Source organism: Streptomyces sp. NBC_01006 (assembly GCF_045162725.1).
Taxonomy (GTDB): domain Bacteria; phylum Actinomycetota; class Actinomycetes; order Streptomycetales; family Streptomycetaceae; genus Streptomyces.
On the sequence record NZ_CP108700.1, the window covers coordinates 2,681,002 to 2,699,091 of the forward strand.

The 18,090-nt window shown below is 72.2% G+C and carries 12 protein-coding genes; 7 read left to right on the plus strand and 5 right to left on the minus strand.

The genetic code is table 11. The features are described 5' to 3' along the window. Positions 1 to 18: 18 nt before the first annotated feature. Both OG509_RS12150 and OG509_RS12155 read left to right on the plus strand, forming a co-directional pair. A complete protein-coding gene (locus OG509_RS12150) occupies positions 19 to 1,065 on the plus strand; it encodes a LacI family DNA-binding transcriptional regulator (protein ID WP_030156240.1) in 1,047 nt (348 codons plus the stop codon). A 68-nt stretch (positions 1,066 to 1,133) separates the two neighbouring features. Beyond that, positions 1,134 to 2,024 carry a phosphatase PAP2 family protein gene (locus OG509_RS12155; protein ID WP_406182403.1) on the plus strand — a complete coding sequence of 297 codons (891 nt, stop codon included), beginning with the start codon at positions 1,134 to 1,136 and terminating at the stop codon, positions 2,022 to 2,024. On the opposite strand, the gene OG509_RS12160 is transcribed toward OG509_RS12155, so the two are convergent. Together OG509_RS12160 and OG509_RS12165 are read right to left on the minus strand one after the other, a co-directional pair. Further along, a complete protein-coding gene (locus OG509_RS12160; protein WP_406182405.1) occupies positions 2,021 to 3,604 on the minus strand; it encodes an amidohydrolase in 1,584 nt (527 codons plus the stop codon). The genes OG509_RS12155 and OG509_RS12160 overlap by 4 nt on opposite strands. After that, complete coding sequence (locus OG509_RS12165; protein ID WP_406182407.1) at positions 3,526 to 5,088, minus strand: APC family permease; 1,563 nt, start codon at positions 5,086 to 5,088, stop codon at positions 3,526 to 3,528. The genes OG509_RS12160 and OG509_RS12165 overlap by 79 nt, the downstream gene beginning before the upstream one ends. Before the next feature lie 112 nt (positions 5,089 to 5,200). Between OG509_RS12165 and OG509_RS12170 the strand changes: the two genes are divergently transcribed. Then, on the plus strand, positions 5,201 to 5,815 hold the full coding sequence (locus OG509_RS12170; RefSeq protein WP_406182408.1) for a TetR/AcrR family transcriptional regulator: 615 nt from the start codon (positions 5,201 to 5,203) through the stop codon (positions 5,813 to 5,815). Between the two features lie 49 nt (positions 5,816 to 5,864). Here the strand turns inward: OG509_RS12170 and OG509_RS12175 are convergent, their stop codons facing one another. Together OG509_RS12175 and OG509_RS12180 are read right to left on the minus strand one after the other, a co-directional pair. After that, the gene (locus tag OG509_RS12175) at positions 5,865 to 6,122 is read right to left on the minus strand and encodes a DUF397 domain-containing protein (RefSeq protein WP_406182409.1); all 258 of its coding nucleotides are present in this window, start codon (positions 6,120 to 6,122) and stop codon (positions 5,865 to 5,867) included. Continuing rightward, positions 6,119 to 6,967, minus strand: coding sequence for a helix-turn-helix domain-containing protein (locus OG509_RS12180; RefSeq protein WP_406182410.1), 849 nt, complete (start codon positions 6,965 to 6,967; stop codon positions 6,119 to 6,121). Before OG509_RS12180 ends, OG509_RS12175 begins: the two co-directional genes overlap by 4 nt. A gap of 261 nt (positions 6,968 to 7,228) precedes the next feature. Here OG509_RS12180 and OG509_RS12185 point away from each other — a divergent pair, with 261 nt between their 5' ends. Beyond that, a complete protein-coding gene (locus OG509_RS12185; protein ID WP_406182411.1) occupies positions 7,229 to 7,525 on the plus strand; it encodes a helix-turn-helix domain-containing protein in 297 nt (98 codons plus the stop codon). Positions 7,526 to 7,534: 9 nt separating this feature from the next. Here the strand turns inward: OG509_RS12185 and OG509_RS12190 are convergent, their stop codons facing one another. After that, positions 7,535 to 10,522 carry a bifunctional [glutamine synthetase] adenylyltransferase/[glutamine synthetase]-adenylyl-L-tyrosine phosphorylase gene (locus OG509_RS12190; protein WP_406182413.1) on the minus strand — a complete coding sequence of 996 codons (2,988 nt, stop codon included), beginning with the start codon at positions 10,520 to 10,522 and terminating at the stop codon, positions 7,535 to 7,537. A 194-nt stretch (positions 10,523 to 10,716) separates the two neighbouring features. Here OG509_RS12190 and OG509_RS12195 point away from each other — a divergent pair, with 194 nt between their 5' ends. From OG509_RS12195 to OG509_RS12205, 3 genes are all read left to right on the plus strand, one after another. After that, positions 10,717 to 12,906, plus strand: coding sequence for a PIG-L family deacetylase (locus OG509_RS12195; protein ID WP_406182414.1), 2,190 nt, complete (start codon positions 10,717 to 10,719; stop codon positions 12,904 to 12,906). A 141-nt stretch (positions 12,907 to 13,047) separates the two neighbouring features. After that, the gene (locus OG509_RS12200; protein ID WP_406182416.1) at positions 13,048 to 15,147 is read left to right on the plus strand and encodes a PIG-L family deacetylase; all 2,100 of its coding nucleotides are present in this window, start codon (positions 13,048 to 13,050) and stop codon (positions 15,145 to 15,147) included. A gap of 158 nt (positions 15,148 to 15,305) precedes the next feature. Next, the gene (locus OG509_RS12205; RefSeq protein WP_406182418.1) at positions 15,306 to 17,978 is read left to right on the plus strand and encodes an NACHT domain-containing protein; all 2,673 of its coding nucleotides are present in this window, start codon (positions 15,306 to 15,308) and stop codon (positions 17,976 to 17,978) included. Positions 17,979 to 18,090: the final 112 nt, after the last annotated feature.

Below are 18,090 nucleotides of genomic sequence, written 5' to 3' on the forward strand. Positions count from 1 at the left end.
CCGGTACAGTCCAATCCCGTGACCGCACGGCTAGCCGACATCGCAGCCCAGGCGGGGGTCAGCGAAGCCACAGTCAGCCGCGTGCTCAACGGCAAGCCCGGTGTGGCCGCGGGCACCCGTGAATCGGTGCTGGCCGCCCTCGACGTACTCGGCTACGAACGCCCGGTGCGGCTGCGCCAGCGCAGCGCGGGACTCGTCGGTCTGATAACCCCCGAGCTGGACAACCCCATCTTCCCGGCGCTCGCGCAGGTCATCGGCCAGGCGCTGACCCGGCAGGGGTACACCCCGGTGCTGGCCACGCAGACGCCCGGCGGATCCACCGAGGACGAGCTCACCGAGATGCTGGTCGACCGCGGGGTCTCCGGCATCATCTTCGTCTCCGGGCTGCACGCCGACACCACCGCCGACATGGGCCGCTACGACCAACTCCGCGGGCAGGGCGTCCCGTACGTCCTCATCAACGGGTTCTCCGACAAGGTGCAGGCCCCCTTCGTCTCCCCCGACGACCGCGCCGCGATGCAGCTCGCCGTGACCCACCTGACCGCGCTCGGGCACACCCGGATCGGGCTCGCGGTCGGACCCAAGCGGTTCGTGCCCGTCCTGCGGAAGATCGAGGGATTCCGGCTCGGGATGAAGGAGCGGCTCGGCCTCGACGAGGCCGAGGTCGAAGAACTCATCCAGCACTCGCTGTACACGCTGGAGGGCGGGCAGGCCGCGGCCGCCGCGCTCATCGCGCGCGGCTGCACCGCCATCGTGTGCGCCAGCGACATGATGGCGCTCGGGGCGATCCGGGCGGCCCGGCAGCAGGGGCTGCGCGTGCCGCAGGACGTCTCGGTCGTCGGCTTCGACGACTCCCCTCTCATAGCGTTCACCGATCCGCCGCTCACCACCATCCGGCAGCCGGTGCAGGCCATGGGGCAGGCGGCGGTCCGTACGCTCCTGGAGGAGATCGGCGGTACGCCGGCCCCGCACAGCGAGTTCGTCTTCCTGCCCGAGCTGGTGGTCCGCGGATCCACCGCCTCCGGTCCGCAGCAACGTAGGGGACCGTCTACTCCCCAGGGGTGAGCGGCTGCGCCCGAGACCCTCCCGAGGGATGATCGAAGGCGAGAACGCATCTGGCAGACTCTTTCCCCATGGGTGAATCGAGCGTGAAGACACTGGAAACCCGGACGGAAGTCTCGTCACCCCACGTGACCGAGAGTGATACCCGTCCGGGGGCTCAGCGCGCTCTCCTGTCCCGGCTGCGCGCCCCGCGCCGGCCGCGGATCTGGTTCGAGATCCTGCTCATCGGGGTCAGTTACTGGACCTACTCGCTCATCCGCAACGCGGTGCCCGAGCAGAAGGCGGCCGCCCTCGCGAACGCCGACTGGCTGTGGGACCTCGAACGGACCCTCGGCATCGCGGTGGAGCAGTCGGTCAACCACGCCGTCAACTCGGTGACGTGGCTGATCGTCGGCATGAACTACTACTACGCCACGCTCCACTTCATCGTGACCATCGGCGTCCTGGTGTGGATCTACCGCTTCCATCCGGGGCGTTACGCGGCCACGCGGATGGTCCTCTTCGCCACCACGGGCGTCGCCCTGCTCGGCTACTACTTCTTCCCGCTCGCGCCGCCGAGGCTGATGAACGGGCAGAGCTTCGTGGACACCGTGCTGGTCCACCACACCTGGGGCTCCATGGCCTCCGGCAACCTCAAGCACATGTCGAACCAGTACGCGGCCATGCCCTCCATGCACATAGGGTGGTCGCTCTGGTGCGGACTGACGATCTTCGCGGTCGCCTCCGCCCCCTGGGCCCGGATCCTGGGCCTGGTCTACCCGGCGGCCACCCTCGTGGTCATCGTGGCCACCGCCAACCACTTCTGGCTGGACGCCGCGGGCGGCATGCTCTGCCTCGCGTTCGGCTACACGGTCTCGCGCGCCTGGTACGGCTCGATGCCGCACCGCCTGCCGCGCGAGCCCGAGGAGACGGGCCCGCACCCGGCTTCGGCCGCCCTGCTGAACCGGTTCCGCAGGGCCTAGAGCTCCCTGCCGTACGTGATCCGGCCGCCCGACATCGTGAGCCGGATCGGGGTGTCGGCCAGTTCGTCCGGGGGCGTGTCCACCGGGTCGAGCGCGAAGGCGGTCAGGTCCGCCCGGAAGCCGGCCGCGATCCGGCCCGCCACCCGCTGCTCCCCCGCCGCGAGCGCGGCGTGCGAGGTCATGCCCTCCAGAGCCATCAGCCCCGTCAGGGCGGGCCCGGCGGCGGCCGCGCCCAGCGGGCTGCGGGCGATGGCCAGGACCCGGCGGGCGTCGTGGTGGGCGATGGGCCAGTCGGAGCCCAGCGCCAGCACGGCCCCCGCGTCGCGCAGGTCCCGGCAGCGCCAGGCCCGGGCCGCCCGGTCCGCGCCCAGCCGCTTCGACCACTCGTCGCTGTGGTCGGCCCGGGTGTACGCGGTGTGCGGCGGCTGCATCGAGGCGATCACCCCGAGCTCCGCGAACCGCTTCAGCTGATCGTCGGGGACGGTCTCGATGTGCTCGATCCGGTGCCGCATCCGCGCCTGCGCGCCCAACGAGGCGACCGTGTCCAGGACGTGGCGGACCGCCGCGTCGCCGATGGCGTGGGTCGCGGTGCGCACCCCGGCCGCGTCCAGGGTCCGTACCGCCGCCGAGTAGGCCTCGGGATCGGGCCAGAAGGCGTCCGTGCCCCGGCCGTGGCAGTCGGCCCGCTCCAGCCAGGCGGTGCCGCCCTCGACGGTGCCGTCCATGAAGAACTTCACGCCGCCGACCTGCCAGTGGCGGCCGCGCAGCCCCTGGATCCCGATCAGTTCCGCCAGCTCCTGCGGGGTGGCGCCCGGCATGCACCAGGGCGCCAGGTTCAGCCGCAGCGGCAGCTCGCCCTCGTACTCGACGCCGGTGAGCAGGGCCGGTACGTCGCCGTCGCCGAGGTCCATGACGTGGGCCCCGGTGAGGCCGGTGGCGGCCATCTCGCCGAGCAGGGCGGTGAGCCGGCCGCGCCGCTCGGCGGCCGAGGGCTTCGGGGCGAGGGCGCCGACCAGGGCCATCGCGGCGTGCTCGACGAGGTGGCCGGTCGGGCGGCCGTCCGGATCGCAGACGATCTCCGAGCGCTGGTCGAACGTACGCGGGCCGGTGATGCCCGCGGCGTCCAGGGCCGCGCCGGAGGCGAGGGCGGAGTGGCCGTCGTACAGGCGCAGGAAGGCGGGGGCGCCGGCCAGGGCCTCCTCGATCAGCGCCTTGTCGACGGGGCGGCCGCCGAAGGCGTTGTGGTCGAGGCCGTGGCCGAGGACCCAGCCGGCCGGGCGCGGGGCGGTGCGCAGGGTGGCCCGGAGCTGGTCGAGGTCCCGGACGGCCGAGAGGTCGGTTCCGGTGGCCATCTCGATGCCCCAGACGGGGTGGCTGTGGGCGTCGGTCAGGCCGGGGGTGAGGGTGGCCCCGCCGAGGTCGAACACCTCGGTGGCGGGGCCGCGCCAGTCGCGTACGTCGGCCTCGTCGCCGACGGCGAGGATCTCGCCGCCGCGGACGGCTACCGCGCGGGCCTCGGGGCGGCCGGGGTCGAGGGTGCGGACGCGGGCTCCGGTGAGGACGGTGTCGGCAGCAGGCACGGCTCTTCTCCTTGAGGGGCTTCGGCGGGTCCTTGCGGGGCTTCGGCGGGCTCGGCCGGCTCGGCGGCGAACCGGGCGTACATATCGGGGCGGCGGGTCTTCAGGCGCTGCGCGAGCCCGAGCCCGGCCAGGAACACGGCGGGGACGAGGGCGACGAGGACGGTGTTCACGGTGGTGGAGGCCATGGTGAACAGGTCCACCTTGGAGACGACGAGGCAGATCGCGACGGCCAGCAGTACGGCTGCGGCCACGGGCGCGACCACGGTCCGCCAGGGGCCCTCGGTGTGCGCGATGCGCCGGAAGTAGACGGGTACGGCGATCGCGGCGAGCAGCATCAGCGCCATGAGCCCGATCATGCCGGGCGTGTTCACCCAGAGCAGCAGCTGCTGGTACGGGTCGGCGCCGGCGAGGGCGAAGCCGAGGACGATGACGGCGCCGAGGGCGGTCTGGGCGAGGCCCGCGAGGTACGGGGAGCGGTGGCGCGGGTGGATCCGGCCGAGGGTGGCGGGCAGCACGCCCTCTTCGGCGAGGGCGAGCGCGTAGCGGTTGATGGCGTTGTGGAAGGCGAGGAGGGAGGCGATGACGCTGGTGACGATGAACAGGTGCATGAGATCGGCCGCCCAGGGGCCGACGTACGTGGTGATCGCCGCGAAGAAGAGGCCGCCGGGGTCCGCTCCGGCCGCCGCGACCACCTCCTCGGCGCCGAAGGCCTGGATGACGGTCCAGACGATGAACGCGTAGAAGAGGCCGAGGAAGGCGACGGCGATGTAGGTGGCGCGCGGGATGGTCCGGTCGGGGGCGCGGGCTTCGCGGCGGTAGATGACGGTGGACTCGAAGCCGGTGAACGCGGCGAAGGCGAAGGCCAGGACGGCCGCGGTGCCGGGGACGAGGACCGCGCCGGGGGCGAAGGAGCCGGCGGAGAGTCCGTGCGCGCCGCCCTTGATCAGGACCCCGGCGGCGAGCAGGACGAGTATCCCGGTCTCGGCGACGAGCAGGACGCCGAGCACCTTGGCTCCGAAGTCGATGGAGCGGAAGCCGCCGTACCAGATGAGGGCGAGGCCGGCGAGGGAGACGGGCAGCCAGGGGACGTCGAGGCCGCCGAGGGCGTGGGCGGTGTCGGCGGTGGTGGTGCCGAGGAGGCCGTAGACCCCGATCTCCATGCCGTTGTAGCCGACGAGGGCGAGCAGGGCGGCGCCGATGCCGACGCGCTTGCCGAGGCCGCGGGTGATGTACGCGTAGAAGGCGCCGGCGCTGCGGACGTGGCGGCTCATGGTGGTGAACCCGACGGCGAAGACGGCGAGGGTGAGCCCGGCGAGCAGGTACCCGGCGGGGGCGCCGATCCCGCCGAGCAGGATCGCGACGGGGGCCACGCCGGCCATGACGGTGAGCGGGGCGGCGGCGGAGACGACAAAGAGGGAGATGTCGGCGGTGCCGAGCGCTGCGCTGTGCAGGGCGGGGGGTGACGGCTCTGGGGATTCGGGCATGCGGGGACGCACCCTTCGGGAGACCGAAACCTAAAGGCTTTCGGTTCTTCGGTTCGCGGCAATGTAGCCTCCGGTTTTGGCGTACGGGAAGACCTCACGACGGGAGAAACCGATGGCACGGCCGCGCACCCCCCTCCTCGACCGGGAGCGGATCGCCGCGACAGCACTGCAACTGGTCGCGGAGCAGGGCGAGTTCAGCGTCCCCCAGATCGCCCGGGCGCTCGGCGTACAGACCGGGTCGGTGTACCACCACGTGGACGGCCGGGCGGGGGTGGTGGAGCTGGTGCGGGAGCTCGTATGCGACCGGATCGCGGGCGAAACGCTGGACCTGGAGCCGTGGGACCGGGCCCTGGAGGCCTGGGCGCGCTCCTACCGGGCCGCCTTCGCGGCCTCGCCGCGGGCCATCCCGCTGCTGATGACCACGCCGGTGCGGGCCCCGCGGGTGCTGGCGCAGTACGAGCGCGCGGTCGGCATGCTGCTGGCGGCGGGTTTCGCCCGCGGCCGGGTGATGCCGCTGCTGACGGCGCTGGAGAACCTGATCCTCGGCTCGGCCCTGGACCTGGCCGCCCCGGAGGCCATGTGGGAGCCCTCACCGGACACCCCGCTGCTCGCGGAGGCCCTGACGGCCGTCGGCCCGGGCCGCGCGGACGCCGCCTTCGACCTGGGCCTGGCCGCGTTCCTGACGTACGCCCGGAGCGTGCGTGGCCAAACGGAAGGGACGGCCTGAGGGGGCCGTCAGCGCGTACGTGCGCAGGCCGGGCCGCGTCTCAGCCGCGTCACGCGGTGGCGTGAGTGACGAACCCGACCCAGGCAGCCGGGGCGACGGCCAGCCGCCCGCCGTCGGGGCGCTTGGAGTCCCGAACGAGGACGGTCCCGGGGGTCTGGGCGACCTCGACGCAGTCGTTGCTGTCGCTGGCGCTGTAGCTGCTCTTGGTCCAGGCGACCTCGATGCAATCGTTGCTGCTGCTCGCGCTGTAGCTGCTCTTCACCCACTCCAGTGCGGAAAGGTCGCCGACCGAGGGCTTGATGCTCATGTCTCTCCCAGCACTTTCTCGATGAAGGCTCTCGACTGCCGTGGGTTGAGTGCCTGTGAACGGATGATCCCATACCGGAGTTCGAGGATCTGGATCTCCTTCGCACTCGTCACCAGGCGACTCATCAGCTGTGCCTCGACGTACCCGATCGCAGAACCGTCCCTGAGCTTCAAGACATCGATCTGTCCGCCCATCCCTGCGTGATCCTCGCAATCCATCGGCATCACCTGGATCTCAACGTTGCGGAGTCGGCCGACGTCGAGCAGGTGCTCCAACTGCCTGCGCAGGACGTCACGTCCTCCGATCGGGCGCTCCAGCGTGACCTGCTCCAGCACGAAGGTCAGCGCGGGTGACGGCTGCCGGTGGAAGATCTCCTGTCGCGCCATCCGTGCGGCCACGTGGCGCTCCACTTCGTCCGACGAGAAGGCTGGCCGTCGAATCTCGTACAGTGCCCGCGCATACTCCTCGGTCTGCAGCAGTCCGTGGAGGTTGTGATTCCCGTAGGCGCCGAGCTCAACCGCCTGGGATTCCAACTTGGCCAGATCCCGAACCTTCTTGGGGTAGTGCGCCTTTTCGACGTCCTCCTTCATCGCGGCGATCTTCCCGCCCGCGCCGAGAACCTCGTCCGCCTTGTCCAGGTACTCCGGACGCGGAATTCGGATGCCACTCTCGATCTTGCGGGTCAGGTCCGCCCCGTAGCCCATCCGTTCAGCGAAAGTGGACCGGTCGAGTCCGGCCGCCTCCCGCCACATTTTCAACTGGCGTCCCACCGCCGCGACGACCGCCCCGGATTCATCCTCCGGGTCGAGTGCCCAGCTCGACTCGTCGGCGCCCTCTGTGCTCACTGCCACCTCCGTTGGCCTTCAACTCCGTTCAGGCTACGCACGGATGGCCGTCCCGAGTCACGTGAATCAGGAAATCCGCATTCAGACCAATAACCGGGGGGAAAGGACGCTTCCCCTCTCACCCGGTCGGGTGAATCACCCCAACCTGGCTGGCACATATGGCAATTCACCCGGCACGCTGACTCTCGGCAAACCCATAAACCGAACAGCACTTCAGCGCGCCGTCGCGCGCTCCGTACCGCATTTCCGAGGCCCGGCGTCATGCACGAGAACGACCAGCAGCCCGAGGGCTACATCAAGATCAGCAACCATCTCGCCCAGCACGGCGAGTTGAGCCTGACGGCGATCGGCCTGTCCCTGTACATCCAGTCCCTGCCCACCGGCGCCGATGTGTCGATCAAGGCCCTGGCGCAGCGGTTCACCGATGGTGAGACCCACATCGCTTCGGCCCTGCGGGAACTGGTAGCCCACGGCTACCTCTCCCGTACCCGGGAGAGGCTTCCTTCGGGACGGATCGTCACTCGTACGGTGTCGTACAACGACCCGTCGGCGCATTAGCCCCTGGCGCTACGCCCCGTAGAAGAGGTCGTCCACGACCGCCCGCGCCCTGCGCGTGATGCGGCGGTAGTCGTCGAGGAGTTCGCCGACCGTGCCCTCCGCGTAGCCGAGGTAGCGGCCGACGGCCGCCAGTTCGCGGGCCTCCGAGGGGAAGGTGTCCCCGGCGCGGCCGCGGACCAGCATCACCGCGTTGCGGACCCGGGTGGCCAGTACCCAGGCCTCGTCCAGGATCTGCGCCTCCTCGGTCGGGATCAGCCCGGCCGCGTGGGCGGCGGCCAGGGCCTCGCGGGTCCGGGTGGTGCGCAGGCCGGGCTCCGACCAGGCGTGCTGCATCTGGATCAGCTGGACGGTCCACTCGACGTCGCTGAGGCCGCCGCGGCCCAGCTTGGTGTGGAGCGTGGGGTCGGCGCCGCGCGGGAGGCGCTCGGACTCCATGCGGGCCTTCAGGCGGCGGATCTCGCGGACCGCGTCCTCGCCGAGGCCCTCCATCGGGTAGCGCAGCGGATCGATCAGCTCGATGAAGCGGGCGCCGGTCTCGGCGTCGCCCGCGACCGTCTCGGCGCGCAGCAGGGCCTGGCTCTCCCAGGTCAGGGACCAGCGCCGGTAGTACGCGGCGTACGAGGACAACGTACGGACCAGGGGGCCGGAGCGGCCTTCCGGGCGCAGGTCGGCGTCGATGAGCAGCGGCGGGTCCGCGGTGGGGAGTTGGAGCAGCCTGCGCATCTCGGCGATGACGGTCTGGGCGGCCTTCGCGGCCTCCTGTTCGTCGACGCCCTCGCGGGGTTCGTGGACGAACAGGACGTCGGCGTCGGATCCGTAGCCGAGCTCGTGGCCGCCGAAGCGGCCGACGCCGATGATCGCGAAGCGGGTGGGCAGGGTCTCGCCCCAGTGGTGGCGGACGGCGGCGCGCAGGGCTCCGGCGATGGTGGCGGCGGTGAGGTCGGAGACTGCGCTGCCGACCCGGTCCACGAGGGCTCCGGGGTCCTCCTCGGCCGGGCTGTCCTCCGTACCGTAGGAGCGGATGATGTCGGCTGCGGCCGTACGGAAGAGCTCGCGGCGGCGGACCCCGCGTGCGGCGGCGACGCCGGCCTCGGCGCTGTCGGCGCGCCCGACGGCGGCGAGCACCTCCTGCTCCAGGGCCTCGTGGGTACGGGGTCCGAGGCCTTCGGGGTCGCCGAGCAGGGCGACGGCCTCGGGGGCGCGCATCAGCAGGTCGGGGGCGAGCCGGCCGGCGGACAGGACGCGGGCCAGGTTCTCGGCGGCGGCCCCCTCGTCGCGCAGGAGGCGCAGGTACCAGGGGGTCTTGCCGAGGGCGTCGGAGACCTTGCGGAAGTTCAGCAGGCCGGCGTCCGGGTCGGCGGAGTCGGCGAACCAGCCGAGCATGACCGGGAGCAGGGTGCGCTGGATGGCGGCCTTGCGGGTGACGCCGGAGGCGAGGGCTTCGAGGTGGCGCAGGGCCGAGGCCGGGTCGGCGTAGCCGAGGGCTTCGAGGCGCTGGCCGGCGGCGCGCGGGGAGAGCCGGGCCTCGCCGGGGGCGAGCTGGGCGACGGCGTCGAGCAGCGGCCGGTAGAAGAGCTTCTCGTGCAGGCGCCGGACCACGGAGGCGTGGCGGCGCCAGGCCTTGTTGAGCTCGACGACGGGCTCGGTGCGCAGGCCCAGCGAGCGGCCGAGGCGGCGCAGGTCGGCCTCGTCCTCGGGGACGAGGTGGGTGCGGCGCAGCCGGTGGAGCTGGATGCGGTGCTCCATGGCGCGCAGGAACCGGTACGCGTCGTTCAGCTGGGCGGCGTCGGTGCGGCCGACGTAGCCGCCGGCGGCGAGGGCGTGCAGGGCGTCGAGGGTGGTGCCGGAGTGCAGGCCGGCGTCGCTGCGGCCGTGGACGAGCTGGAGCAGCTGGACGGCGAACTCGACGTCGCGCAGGCCGCCGGGGCCGAGCTTGAGCTCGCGGTCGACCTGGGCGGCGGGGATGTTGTCGACGACGCGGCGGCGCATCTTCTGGACGTCGGCGACGAAGTTCTCGCGTTCGGCGGCCTGCCAGACGAGGGGCGTTATGGCGTCGATGTACTGGGCGCCGAGGTCCGGGTCGCCGGCGACCGCGCGGGCCTTGAGGAGGGCCTGGAACTCCCAGGTCTTGGCCCAGCGCTGGTAGTAGGCGAGGTGGGAGGCGAGGGTGCGGACGAGGGGGCCGTTGCGGCCCTCGGGGCGCAGGTTGGCGTCGACCGGCCAGATGGTGCCTTCGATGGTGGTCTCGGAGCAGATCCGCATGAGGTGGGAGGCGAGGCGGGTGGCGGCCTGGACGGCCTTGCCCTCGTCGGCGCCGGCCGGTGCGTCCCCGACGAAGATGACGTCCACGTCGGAGACGTAATTGAGCTCGTTGCCGCCGCATTTGCCCATGGCGATGACGGCGAGCCGGCAGGCGGCGGCGTCCTCGGGGGCGGCGGCGGACGCGATCCGCAGGGCGGCGCGGAGGGTGGCGGTGGCGAGGTCGGCGAGCTCGGCGGCGGTCTGGGCGACGTCGATGGTGCCGCAGACGTCGCGGGCGGCGATGGAGAGCAGGCAGCGGCGGTAGGCGACGCGCAGGGCGATGGGGTCGTGGGCCTGCGCGAGTCCCTGCTCGAACTCGGCGAGCCCGGGGTGCAGATCGGCGGCCTCGTACGTCACCAGCGCGTGCCAGTCGCGGGGGTGGCGGGCGAGGTGGTCGGCGAGCGCCTCGGAGGCGCCGAGCACGCCGAGGAGGCGGTCGCGCAGCGGCTTGGCGCTGACGAGGGTGTCGAGGAGTACGGGCCGCTCGTCCTCGCTCTGCGCCTCGGCGAGCCGGACCAGCCCGAGGAGGGCGAGATCGGGATCGGCGGTTGCCCCGAGGGCGTCGAGGAGCACCGGGTCGGTGCGTACGGAGGCCAGCGCGTCGGAGTCGAGCAGCCGGGCGGCGGCCGAGGGGTCGGTGAAGCCGCTGCGCAGCAGCCGCATGAAGGTACTGCTCCTGCGTCCCGGGACTGTCATCCCGCCGCCTCCCGCGTACGTCGCCGTCGCCGCCACCGGCGGAGCGTGCCTGGGGTGAGCCTAGCCGGAGCAGGCTTTCGATTCACGGCGTGGCCGAGCACGCACCATGATCCCGCTTATCGGATTATGTGTATACATTCGGACCCTGTGCCCTCCCTCCGGGCCGCTCCCGCCCAACGGCCCGAAGGACGCGCATGCCCGAAGGACACCCCACGCCGCCGGACCGGCCGGGGGCGGCCGGCGGCCGCCGCGCCGCACGGCGGGCGCGTACCGCCGAGGCCCAGGGGCGTCGGGGCGCTCGGAGCGCGCGGGCTCGGGGCCGGGTCGTCAAGGGGGTCGCCGGCGTCGCCGCCGCCGCGGCGGCCTGCATGTTCGTACTCCGCGGGAACGAGGCCCTCAGCGGCATCGGCGACCGCCACGGCCCCGTACCCACGGCCGCCGTCGACGCGCCCGACCCCGGCCGGGTGCTCCAGATCGTCGCCCACCCCGACGACGACCTGTACTTCATGAACCCGGACCTGCGGTACTCCATAACCGCCGGCCACCCGGTCACCACCGTCTACCTCACCGCCGGCGAGGCGGACGGCATCAACGCCACCGAAGGCAAGCAGGCCTCCACCCCCGCCAACAAGCCCGCCTACGCCGAGGCCCGCCAGAACGGCATCCGCGCCGCCTACGCCAAGATGGCCACCGGCGACCGCGGCAGCGCCTGGAAGCGCACCGTCGTCCCCACCAAGGGCGGCGGCCACGCCGAGGTCGACGTCCTCGTGGCCAAGCCCGAGGTCAACCTCGTCTGGCTGCAGCTGCGCGAGGCCGGCACCGTCTACGACAGCGCCCCCGACAGCCTGCACGGCCTGTGGGACGGCAAGATATCCGCGCTCGGCGCCCAGCTCGCCTCCGGCACCCCCGTCAAGCAGCGCTTCTCGTACTCCAAGGACCAGGTCGTCCGCACCCTCGTCGGCATCCTGGAGCAGTACGCGCCGACCACCGTCCGCGCCCAGGACCCCACCCCCGGCCGCTTCCCGGACACCAAGAAGTACACCGACCACCAGGACCACTTCTACGGCGCCCGCTTCGTACAGGCCGCCCTCGCCGCGTACGCGAAGGACGTCGACGCGAAGGACCGCCCGCACTTCGCGGTGCAGAACTACGTCGGCTACTTCAACGGCTCCCTGCCCAGCGCCCTGGACCCGGACGAAGCCAAGGAGAAGCTGGACATCCTGGACACCTACGCCTGGCTCGACAAGCAGAACCACTGCGGCAGCGACGCCGGCTGCGGAGACCTCAAGGTCGCCGACCACCCCGCCGGCAACGGCTGGACCTCGACCGTCAACTACGCCCGCGGCACCGGCACGTCCTGGCTGACCTCCGACAAGGAGCACGGCCTGTGGGCCTTCAAGGTGCTCGACGGCCAGGTCGCGCTCTGGCACCGGTCCGGCCCCATCGGCGCCTGGAGCGGTCCGCGCCTGCTGCCCGGCACCGGCATGGACCCGGGCGTGGCCACCGTCACCCTGCCGGACGGGCGGATCGCCGCCTTCGGCACCCGCACCTCCTTCGGCGCGCGGCCCGCGGACTACCGGCGCGAGGTCGTGTACGCCGTCCAGAAGGGCCCGGGCACCGAGGAGTTCGGGGACTGGCAGTCGCTCGGCACGCCCGAGACCGCCGACGAGAACTGGACCTCCGACATCAGCGCCCCCGCCGTCGCGGTCGACGGCACGGGGCAGTTGGCGGCGTACGTACGCGACGGCGCGGGCTCCCTGCGCGGGCGGGTGCAGTCGGCGAACGGCGGCTGGGGCCCGTGGACCCCGTACGGCGGCGCCGGCCTGCACGGCACCCCGGTCGCCGCCACCGACGGCGCCGGGCGGCGCATGGTGTTCGCGGCGACCTCCAAGTCGGTGCTGGGCTGGGCCCAGCCGAAGCCGGGCGCCCCGCTGGGGCCGGCCACCCCCACCGGGCTGCCGGACACGACGCTCCCGCTCACCGCGGAGGGGCGCGAGGGCGGGGTGCGGCTGTGGTTCCGCAAGCCGGGCTCGGGCAACGTCCGTACCGCCCTGGTGACGGGCGACGGCGGGCTGAAGGTGAACCACCTCACCGACCTCGGCGGGCTCCAGGGCTTCGGCTCGGTGACGGCGAGCGGGCACGTGCTGGCCGGCCGCTCGGCGGGCGGGCTGCTGGGCGCGGGCCTGGGGCCCGGGCGGCCGTGGGAGCGGTCGCCGCTGATGTTCGTCGGGGCGCCGTCGTCCACGATGACCGGCAGGAACACGGTCAGCCTGGCGGTGGTGGGGCTCGACGCGCGGCTGTACGTGACCTCGTCGGCGGACGAGGCGGACGCGCACCTGGCGCCCTGGCTGCCGGTGGGCCCGCGCAACACGGGCGGCCGCTGACAGCTCCCGGCAGGACGCCTTTTCCGGAAAACAGGAGCGATCGGTCACAACGGTGAACCAAGTCCCGCGATTTGGCCTCTCAGTGGATGAGCTGACTGAACTGCCGTTCTTCCCGCCCGGAACGACCCCAAGGCGTGACCGATGCCGATTGCCCGTCGCCGCTTCCTCCTCGCTGCCCTCCTTCCCGTACTCACCGTCGGTGCCACCGGCGTGCTCGCCGTCGCGACCGGCCAGCAGACGTCGGCAGAGGCCACCGCCACCCAGGAGCAGAGCCCGGACGTCGCGCTGACCGCGAGCACCACCTCCGGATCGGTCGTCCAGATCGTCGCCCACCCCGACGACGACCTGTTCTTCATGAACCCGGACCTCAGCCGCTCACTGACCGCCGGCCTCCAACTCACCACCGTGTACCTGACCTCCGGCGAGGCCGACGGCCGCAACGAGGCCAACGGGGCCGGCGCCAAGGACCCGGAGCAGCCCGCCGACCGCGCCCACTACGCCGAGGCCCGGCAGAACGGCATCCGCTGCGCGTACGCCCAGATGGTCACCGGCGACCGCACCAGCGCCTGGAAGCGCACGGTCATACCCACGGCGGGCGGCGGCCAGGCCGAGCTCGACGTGCTCATCGCCCGGCCGCAGGTCAACCTGGTCTGGCTGCAGATGCGCGAGGCCCGCAACCCCACCGCCGAGAACCCGGACAGCCTGCGCGGGCTGTGGAACGGCAAGATACCCGCGCTCGGCGCCCAGTTGACCACCGCGACCCCGGTCAAGCAGCAGTCCACGTACACCAAGGACCAGGTGGTCCAGTCGATAGCCGGGCTGCTCGCGCTGTACAAGCCGACGACGATACGCATGCAGGACCCGACGCCGGGCCGGTACCAAGACACCGGCAAGTACACCGACCACCAGGACCACATGTACGGCGCCCGCTTCGTGCAGGCCGCCACCGCCGCGTACGCCGCCCAGGTCACGGACCGCCCGCGGTTCTCGGTGCAGAACTACCTCGGCTATCACAACGGCACCCTCCCGCACGCGCTGGACCCGCAGACGGCCGAGACGAAGATCGGCTTCCTCAAGACGTACGCCTGGCTCGACCACCAGAACTACTGCGGCAGCCCCTCGGGGTGCGGCGACCGCAAGGTGGCGAGCAGCCCCACCGGCCGCAACTGGGCCCAGTCGCTGCGCTACGCCCGCGCCGACAACACCTCCTGGCTGGCGGCGGGGGCCGGCGGCCGGCTGTACGCCTTCGCGGCCCTGGACGGGCAGATGGCCGTCTGGACCCGGCCGGGCACGGGCGGCCCGGGCGGCTCGGCCGCCGCCTGGACCGGTCCCGACCTGCTCCCCGGCACCGGCATCGACCCGGGCGCGAGCACCGCCCGGCTCCCCGACGGCCGCATCGCGGTCCTCGCCACCCGTACGGTCCTGGGCCCGGGGCCCGCGGACTACCGGCGCGAGATCGTGTACGCCGTCCAGTCCGCGCCCGACGGCCCGTTCGGGCCGTGGCAGTCGCTCGGCACGCCCGAGGGCGCCGACGACGAGGGCACCTCCTCGATCAGCGCGCCCGCGGCGTCCGTGGCCGCGGACGGCCGGCTGACCGTCTACGTCCGCGACTCCCGCCGCACCCTGCGCGCCCGCGAGCAGCAGCCGGACGGCGTCTTCGGCGCCTGGCAGCACCTGGGCGGCGAGGACCTGCAGAGCGACCCGGTGACGTCGGTCGACGCCGCCGGGCGGCGCCAGGTGTACGCCACGACCACCAAGTCCGTGCTGGCCTGGACCCAGCCCGCCCCGGGCGCCCCGCTCCAGGGGCCGTTCCCGACGGGCCTGCCGGCCACCACGGTCCCGCTGTCGGCGGCTCCGGAGGGCGCGGGCGTGCGGCTCTACTTCCGGCGCCCCGACTCGGGGGTCGTCCGTACGGCCCTGGTCACGGCGGGCGCCGCCAAGCCGCAGGTCTCCAGCGTCTCGGAGGCCGGCGGCCGGGCGGGCTACGGCGCGGTCGGCGTCGCGGGCCGCCTCCTGTCGGGGCGCGCGGACACGGGCACGGTCGCCGCGACGGGCCTCGGCGGCCCGCCGGCGTGGACGGAGTCGCAGATGCTCTACGCGGGCGCCCCGGCCGGCGTCCTCGAACCGGCGGGCGCGACGACGACGGTCCTGGGCCTGGACGCCGAACTCCACATCACCACGGCCCCACCCAACACCCCCACCCCCCACACCCCCTGGCACCGGGCGGTCCCCCGCAAGTAACCCCCGCCGGCACGCCAACGGCCCCGCCCCGTCAGGAGACTTCAGGTCTGGTGTTGTGCTTCACCTGTCCACGAATAGGCGACAAAACCAGCCAAGTAACGGCATGATGACTGACTGTGAGAGCTGGGGGACGCGGCCGGGGGCCGAAGCACGTTGGCGTGCTGTTCTTGCTCGTGCTGGTGCTGGGGGTGGGCGGGGCACTGGTGCTGGCTTGGCACTTTGAGTTAGGCAGTGCCACGACAGCGGCCACGTTGCTCCCCACACTGGCGCCCGCCTACTTGGCCTGGAAGGCTTTCCAGCACGACCGGCTCGAAGCCCTCCCCCTTGTGGACCTGAAAGCGGTCGCCGACCAGCTCACGCAAGTGATCAAGAATCAGTGGGACAACGAAGCCGCCATCCGCCGTCTAAACGATCCCTATCCGCTACCCGTCGCTTGGCGCGCCGCCGATGCGGACCTGGTCGAGCCGTGGGCTTTGCTGACTGACGTGGCTCGGGCCTGGCCCGGGGGGCCGCCAGGGGATCCCACCCAGTGGCCTACGGACGCTTCGGGACTGGCAGGCGCCGATGGGCAGATCGGCGAGGTGTTTGCCCAGCGGGTGCCAACTCGTCGCCTGGTGGTCCTGGGCCTGCCCGGCTCTGGCAAGACCATGCTGCTCATCCGCCTGCTTCAGGACCTGATCGCGCGGCGGACGGGCGGCGGCCCGGTGCCGGTGCTGTTCTCCCTCGCCTCCTGGGACCCCGCCCACCAGCCCATGCAGGACTGGCTGGCCGAGCAGTTGCGACGCGACCATGCCGGGCTCCGCGCCCTGGTCCCGCCGGCTGCTGCCGGGGCCGCCCAGGTCGACTTGGCCCAGGCCCTGCTGGATGCCCGGATGATCCTGCCGCTCCTTGACGGTTTCGATGAACTTCCCCCCGCCCTGCACGCGATAGCCCTCGATGCCTTCAACCGGGCCTTGCCTGCCAAGCAGCCTTTGGTGGTGGCCAGCCGTGTTGCCGCCTACCGGGACGTCCTCACCCAACCGGATGCCATGGTGCGGCTCAACGGAGCTGCCGGCATTCAACTCCTACCGCTCACTGCCGACCAAGCGGCTTCCTACCTTCGTCACGATGCCGGCGGCGAGGGCACATCCGCTGCTGAGCGCTGGAACGATGTGGCCACCCAGTTGAGCGTCGACACCCCCGTCGGACAAGCTCTCAGCACCCCCTTGGGCCTCTTCCTGGCTCGCACCATCTACAACCCCCGCCCCGACACCGCAGCCAGGTCCGGCGTCATTCCCCACCCGAACGAGCTCTGCAACACAGCGGCCTTCCCCAACCGGGCCGCCCTCAATGCCCACCTGTTCAACGCCTACATCCCCGCCGCCTACGCTCTTCACCACTCGCGCCTGTCCCGCTGGACCATCCCCCAAGCCCACCACTCCCTGGTCTTCCTCGCCCGGCACCTGGAGAACCACCGCGACGGCAGCCCCAACCTGGCCTGGTGGGAGCTTCCTTACGCCCTTCCCGCACACGTCCGCCGCCTGGTGTTCGGGCTCGTGGTCTTTCTCGTGGGTGGGCTCGTGAGCGGCCTCGCGGCCGGGCTCGTGTTCGGACTCATGGTCGGGCTCAGGTCCACACCCTCGGGCACCCCGAGTACGCGGCTGCGCTGGTCACCCCGCGAACTCGGGAGGCAGCTCGTAGCCGGGCTCGGGTTCGGACTCGTGACGGGGCTCGCGTTCGGGCTGGTGTTCGGGCTGGGACTCGGCCTCGCAGCCGGGCTCGCGTTCGGAATCACGTTCGGACTCATGTCCACACGCGCGGGCACCCCAAGTACGCGGCTGCGCTGGTCAACCCGCGAACTCGGCGGGCAGCTCGTGGCCGGGATCCGGTTCGGACTCGTGGGTGGGCTCGCCGCCGGGATCGGGTTCGGACTCGTGGCCGGGCTCGCGGCCGGGATCGGGTTCGGACTCGTGACGGGGCTCGTTTTTGCGATTGTGTTCGGGCTCGGGTTCGGACTCATGGTCGGACTCGTTGCCGGACTCCGGTCCACGCCCTCAGGCGCCCCAGGTACACGGCTACGCTGGTCACCCGGCAAGCTTGCCGGGCAGCTTGTGGTAGGGATCGTGACCGCGGTCATGTTCGGGCTGTTCGTGGCCGGCGGGGCGGGGCGAGTGGCCGGGATGGGGTTCTGGCTCATGGTCGGGCTCGTGGCCGGGCTTGCGTTCGGGCTCCGGTCCACGCGCTTGAGCACCCCAGGTACACGTCAGCGCTGGTCACCCCGCAAGCTCGGGGGGCAGCTTGTTGCCGGGCTTTCGGCCGGGCTCGCGGTCGGGCTCGCGCTCGGACTCCTGGCCGGCCTCGGGCTCGCGGACGGGCTCGGGCTCGGGCTCGTGGTCGGGCTCGCGTTCGGGCTCATAGTCGGGCTCGTGGCCGGGCTCAGGGGAGAAGAGCCCAACCTGACCACCATGACTGGACCCGCGACCCTGCTCGCTCAGGATCGCCGTACCTTCCTCGTGATCGGGTTCGTGGGCGGGTTCGTGGGCGGCGGGTTCGGACTCGCGGCCGGGCTCGCCGGTGAGCCCCTGGTCGGGCTCTTCTTCGGGATCACGGGCGGTGGGTTCGGACTCCTGGCCGGGTTTGCTGTCGGGCTTGAGCAGACAGCATGGGGCGGCTGGGTGATAGCCAAGGCCTACTTGGCATTGCGACGCCGAGTTCCTTGGAATTTGATGTCGTTCCTTCAGGATGCACATGAGCATCGTGGTGTGCTGCGGCAGGTGGGGGCGGTTTACCAGTTCCGCCACCTTGACCTGCAACGCCACCTCGCCCACCAACCCTGGCCACCCACCACCTGACCAACGCCCCGACCCCTTCTACACCTCGGTGTCTGGATGGGGCGTATGAGGGCTCGGATTCTGCGTCCGACGGCCCACGGACGGCACAAGGCCAGTGAGACGGCTCCGGGCC

Coding starts and splice junctions, on each gene's coding strand:
- OG509_RS12155 (WP_406182403.1), top strand. CDS start 1,134: ATGGGTGAATCGAGCGTGAAGACACTGGAAACCCGGACGGAAGTCTCG.
- OG509_RS12165 (WP_406182407.1), bottom strand. CDS start 5,088: ATGCCCGAATCCCCAGAGCCGTCACCCCCCGCCCTGCACAGCGCAGCG.
- OG509_RS12170 (WP_406182408.1), top strand. CDS start 5,201: ATGGCACGGCCGCGCACCCCCCTCCTCGACCGGGAGCGGATCGCCGCG.
- OG509_RS12175 (WP_406182409.1), bottom strand. CDS start 6,122: ATGAGCATCAAGCCCTCGGTCGGCGACCTTTCCGCACTGGAGTGGGTG.
- OG509_RS12185 (WP_406182411.1), top strand. CDS start 7,229: ATGCACGAGAACGACCAGCAGCCCGAGGGCTACATCAAGATCAGCAAC.
- OG509_RS12190 (WP_406182413.1), bottom strand. CDS start 10,522: ATGACAGTCCCGGGACGCAGGAGCAGTACCTTCATGCGGCTGCTGCGC.
- OG509_RS12195 (WP_406182414.1), top strand. CDS start 10,717: ATGCCCGAAGGACACCCCACGCCGCCGGACCGGCCGGGGGCGGCCGGC.
- OG509_RS12200 (WP_406182416.1), top strand. CDS start 13,048: ATGCCGATTGCCCGTCGCCGCTTCCTCCTCGCTGCCCTCCTTCCCGTA.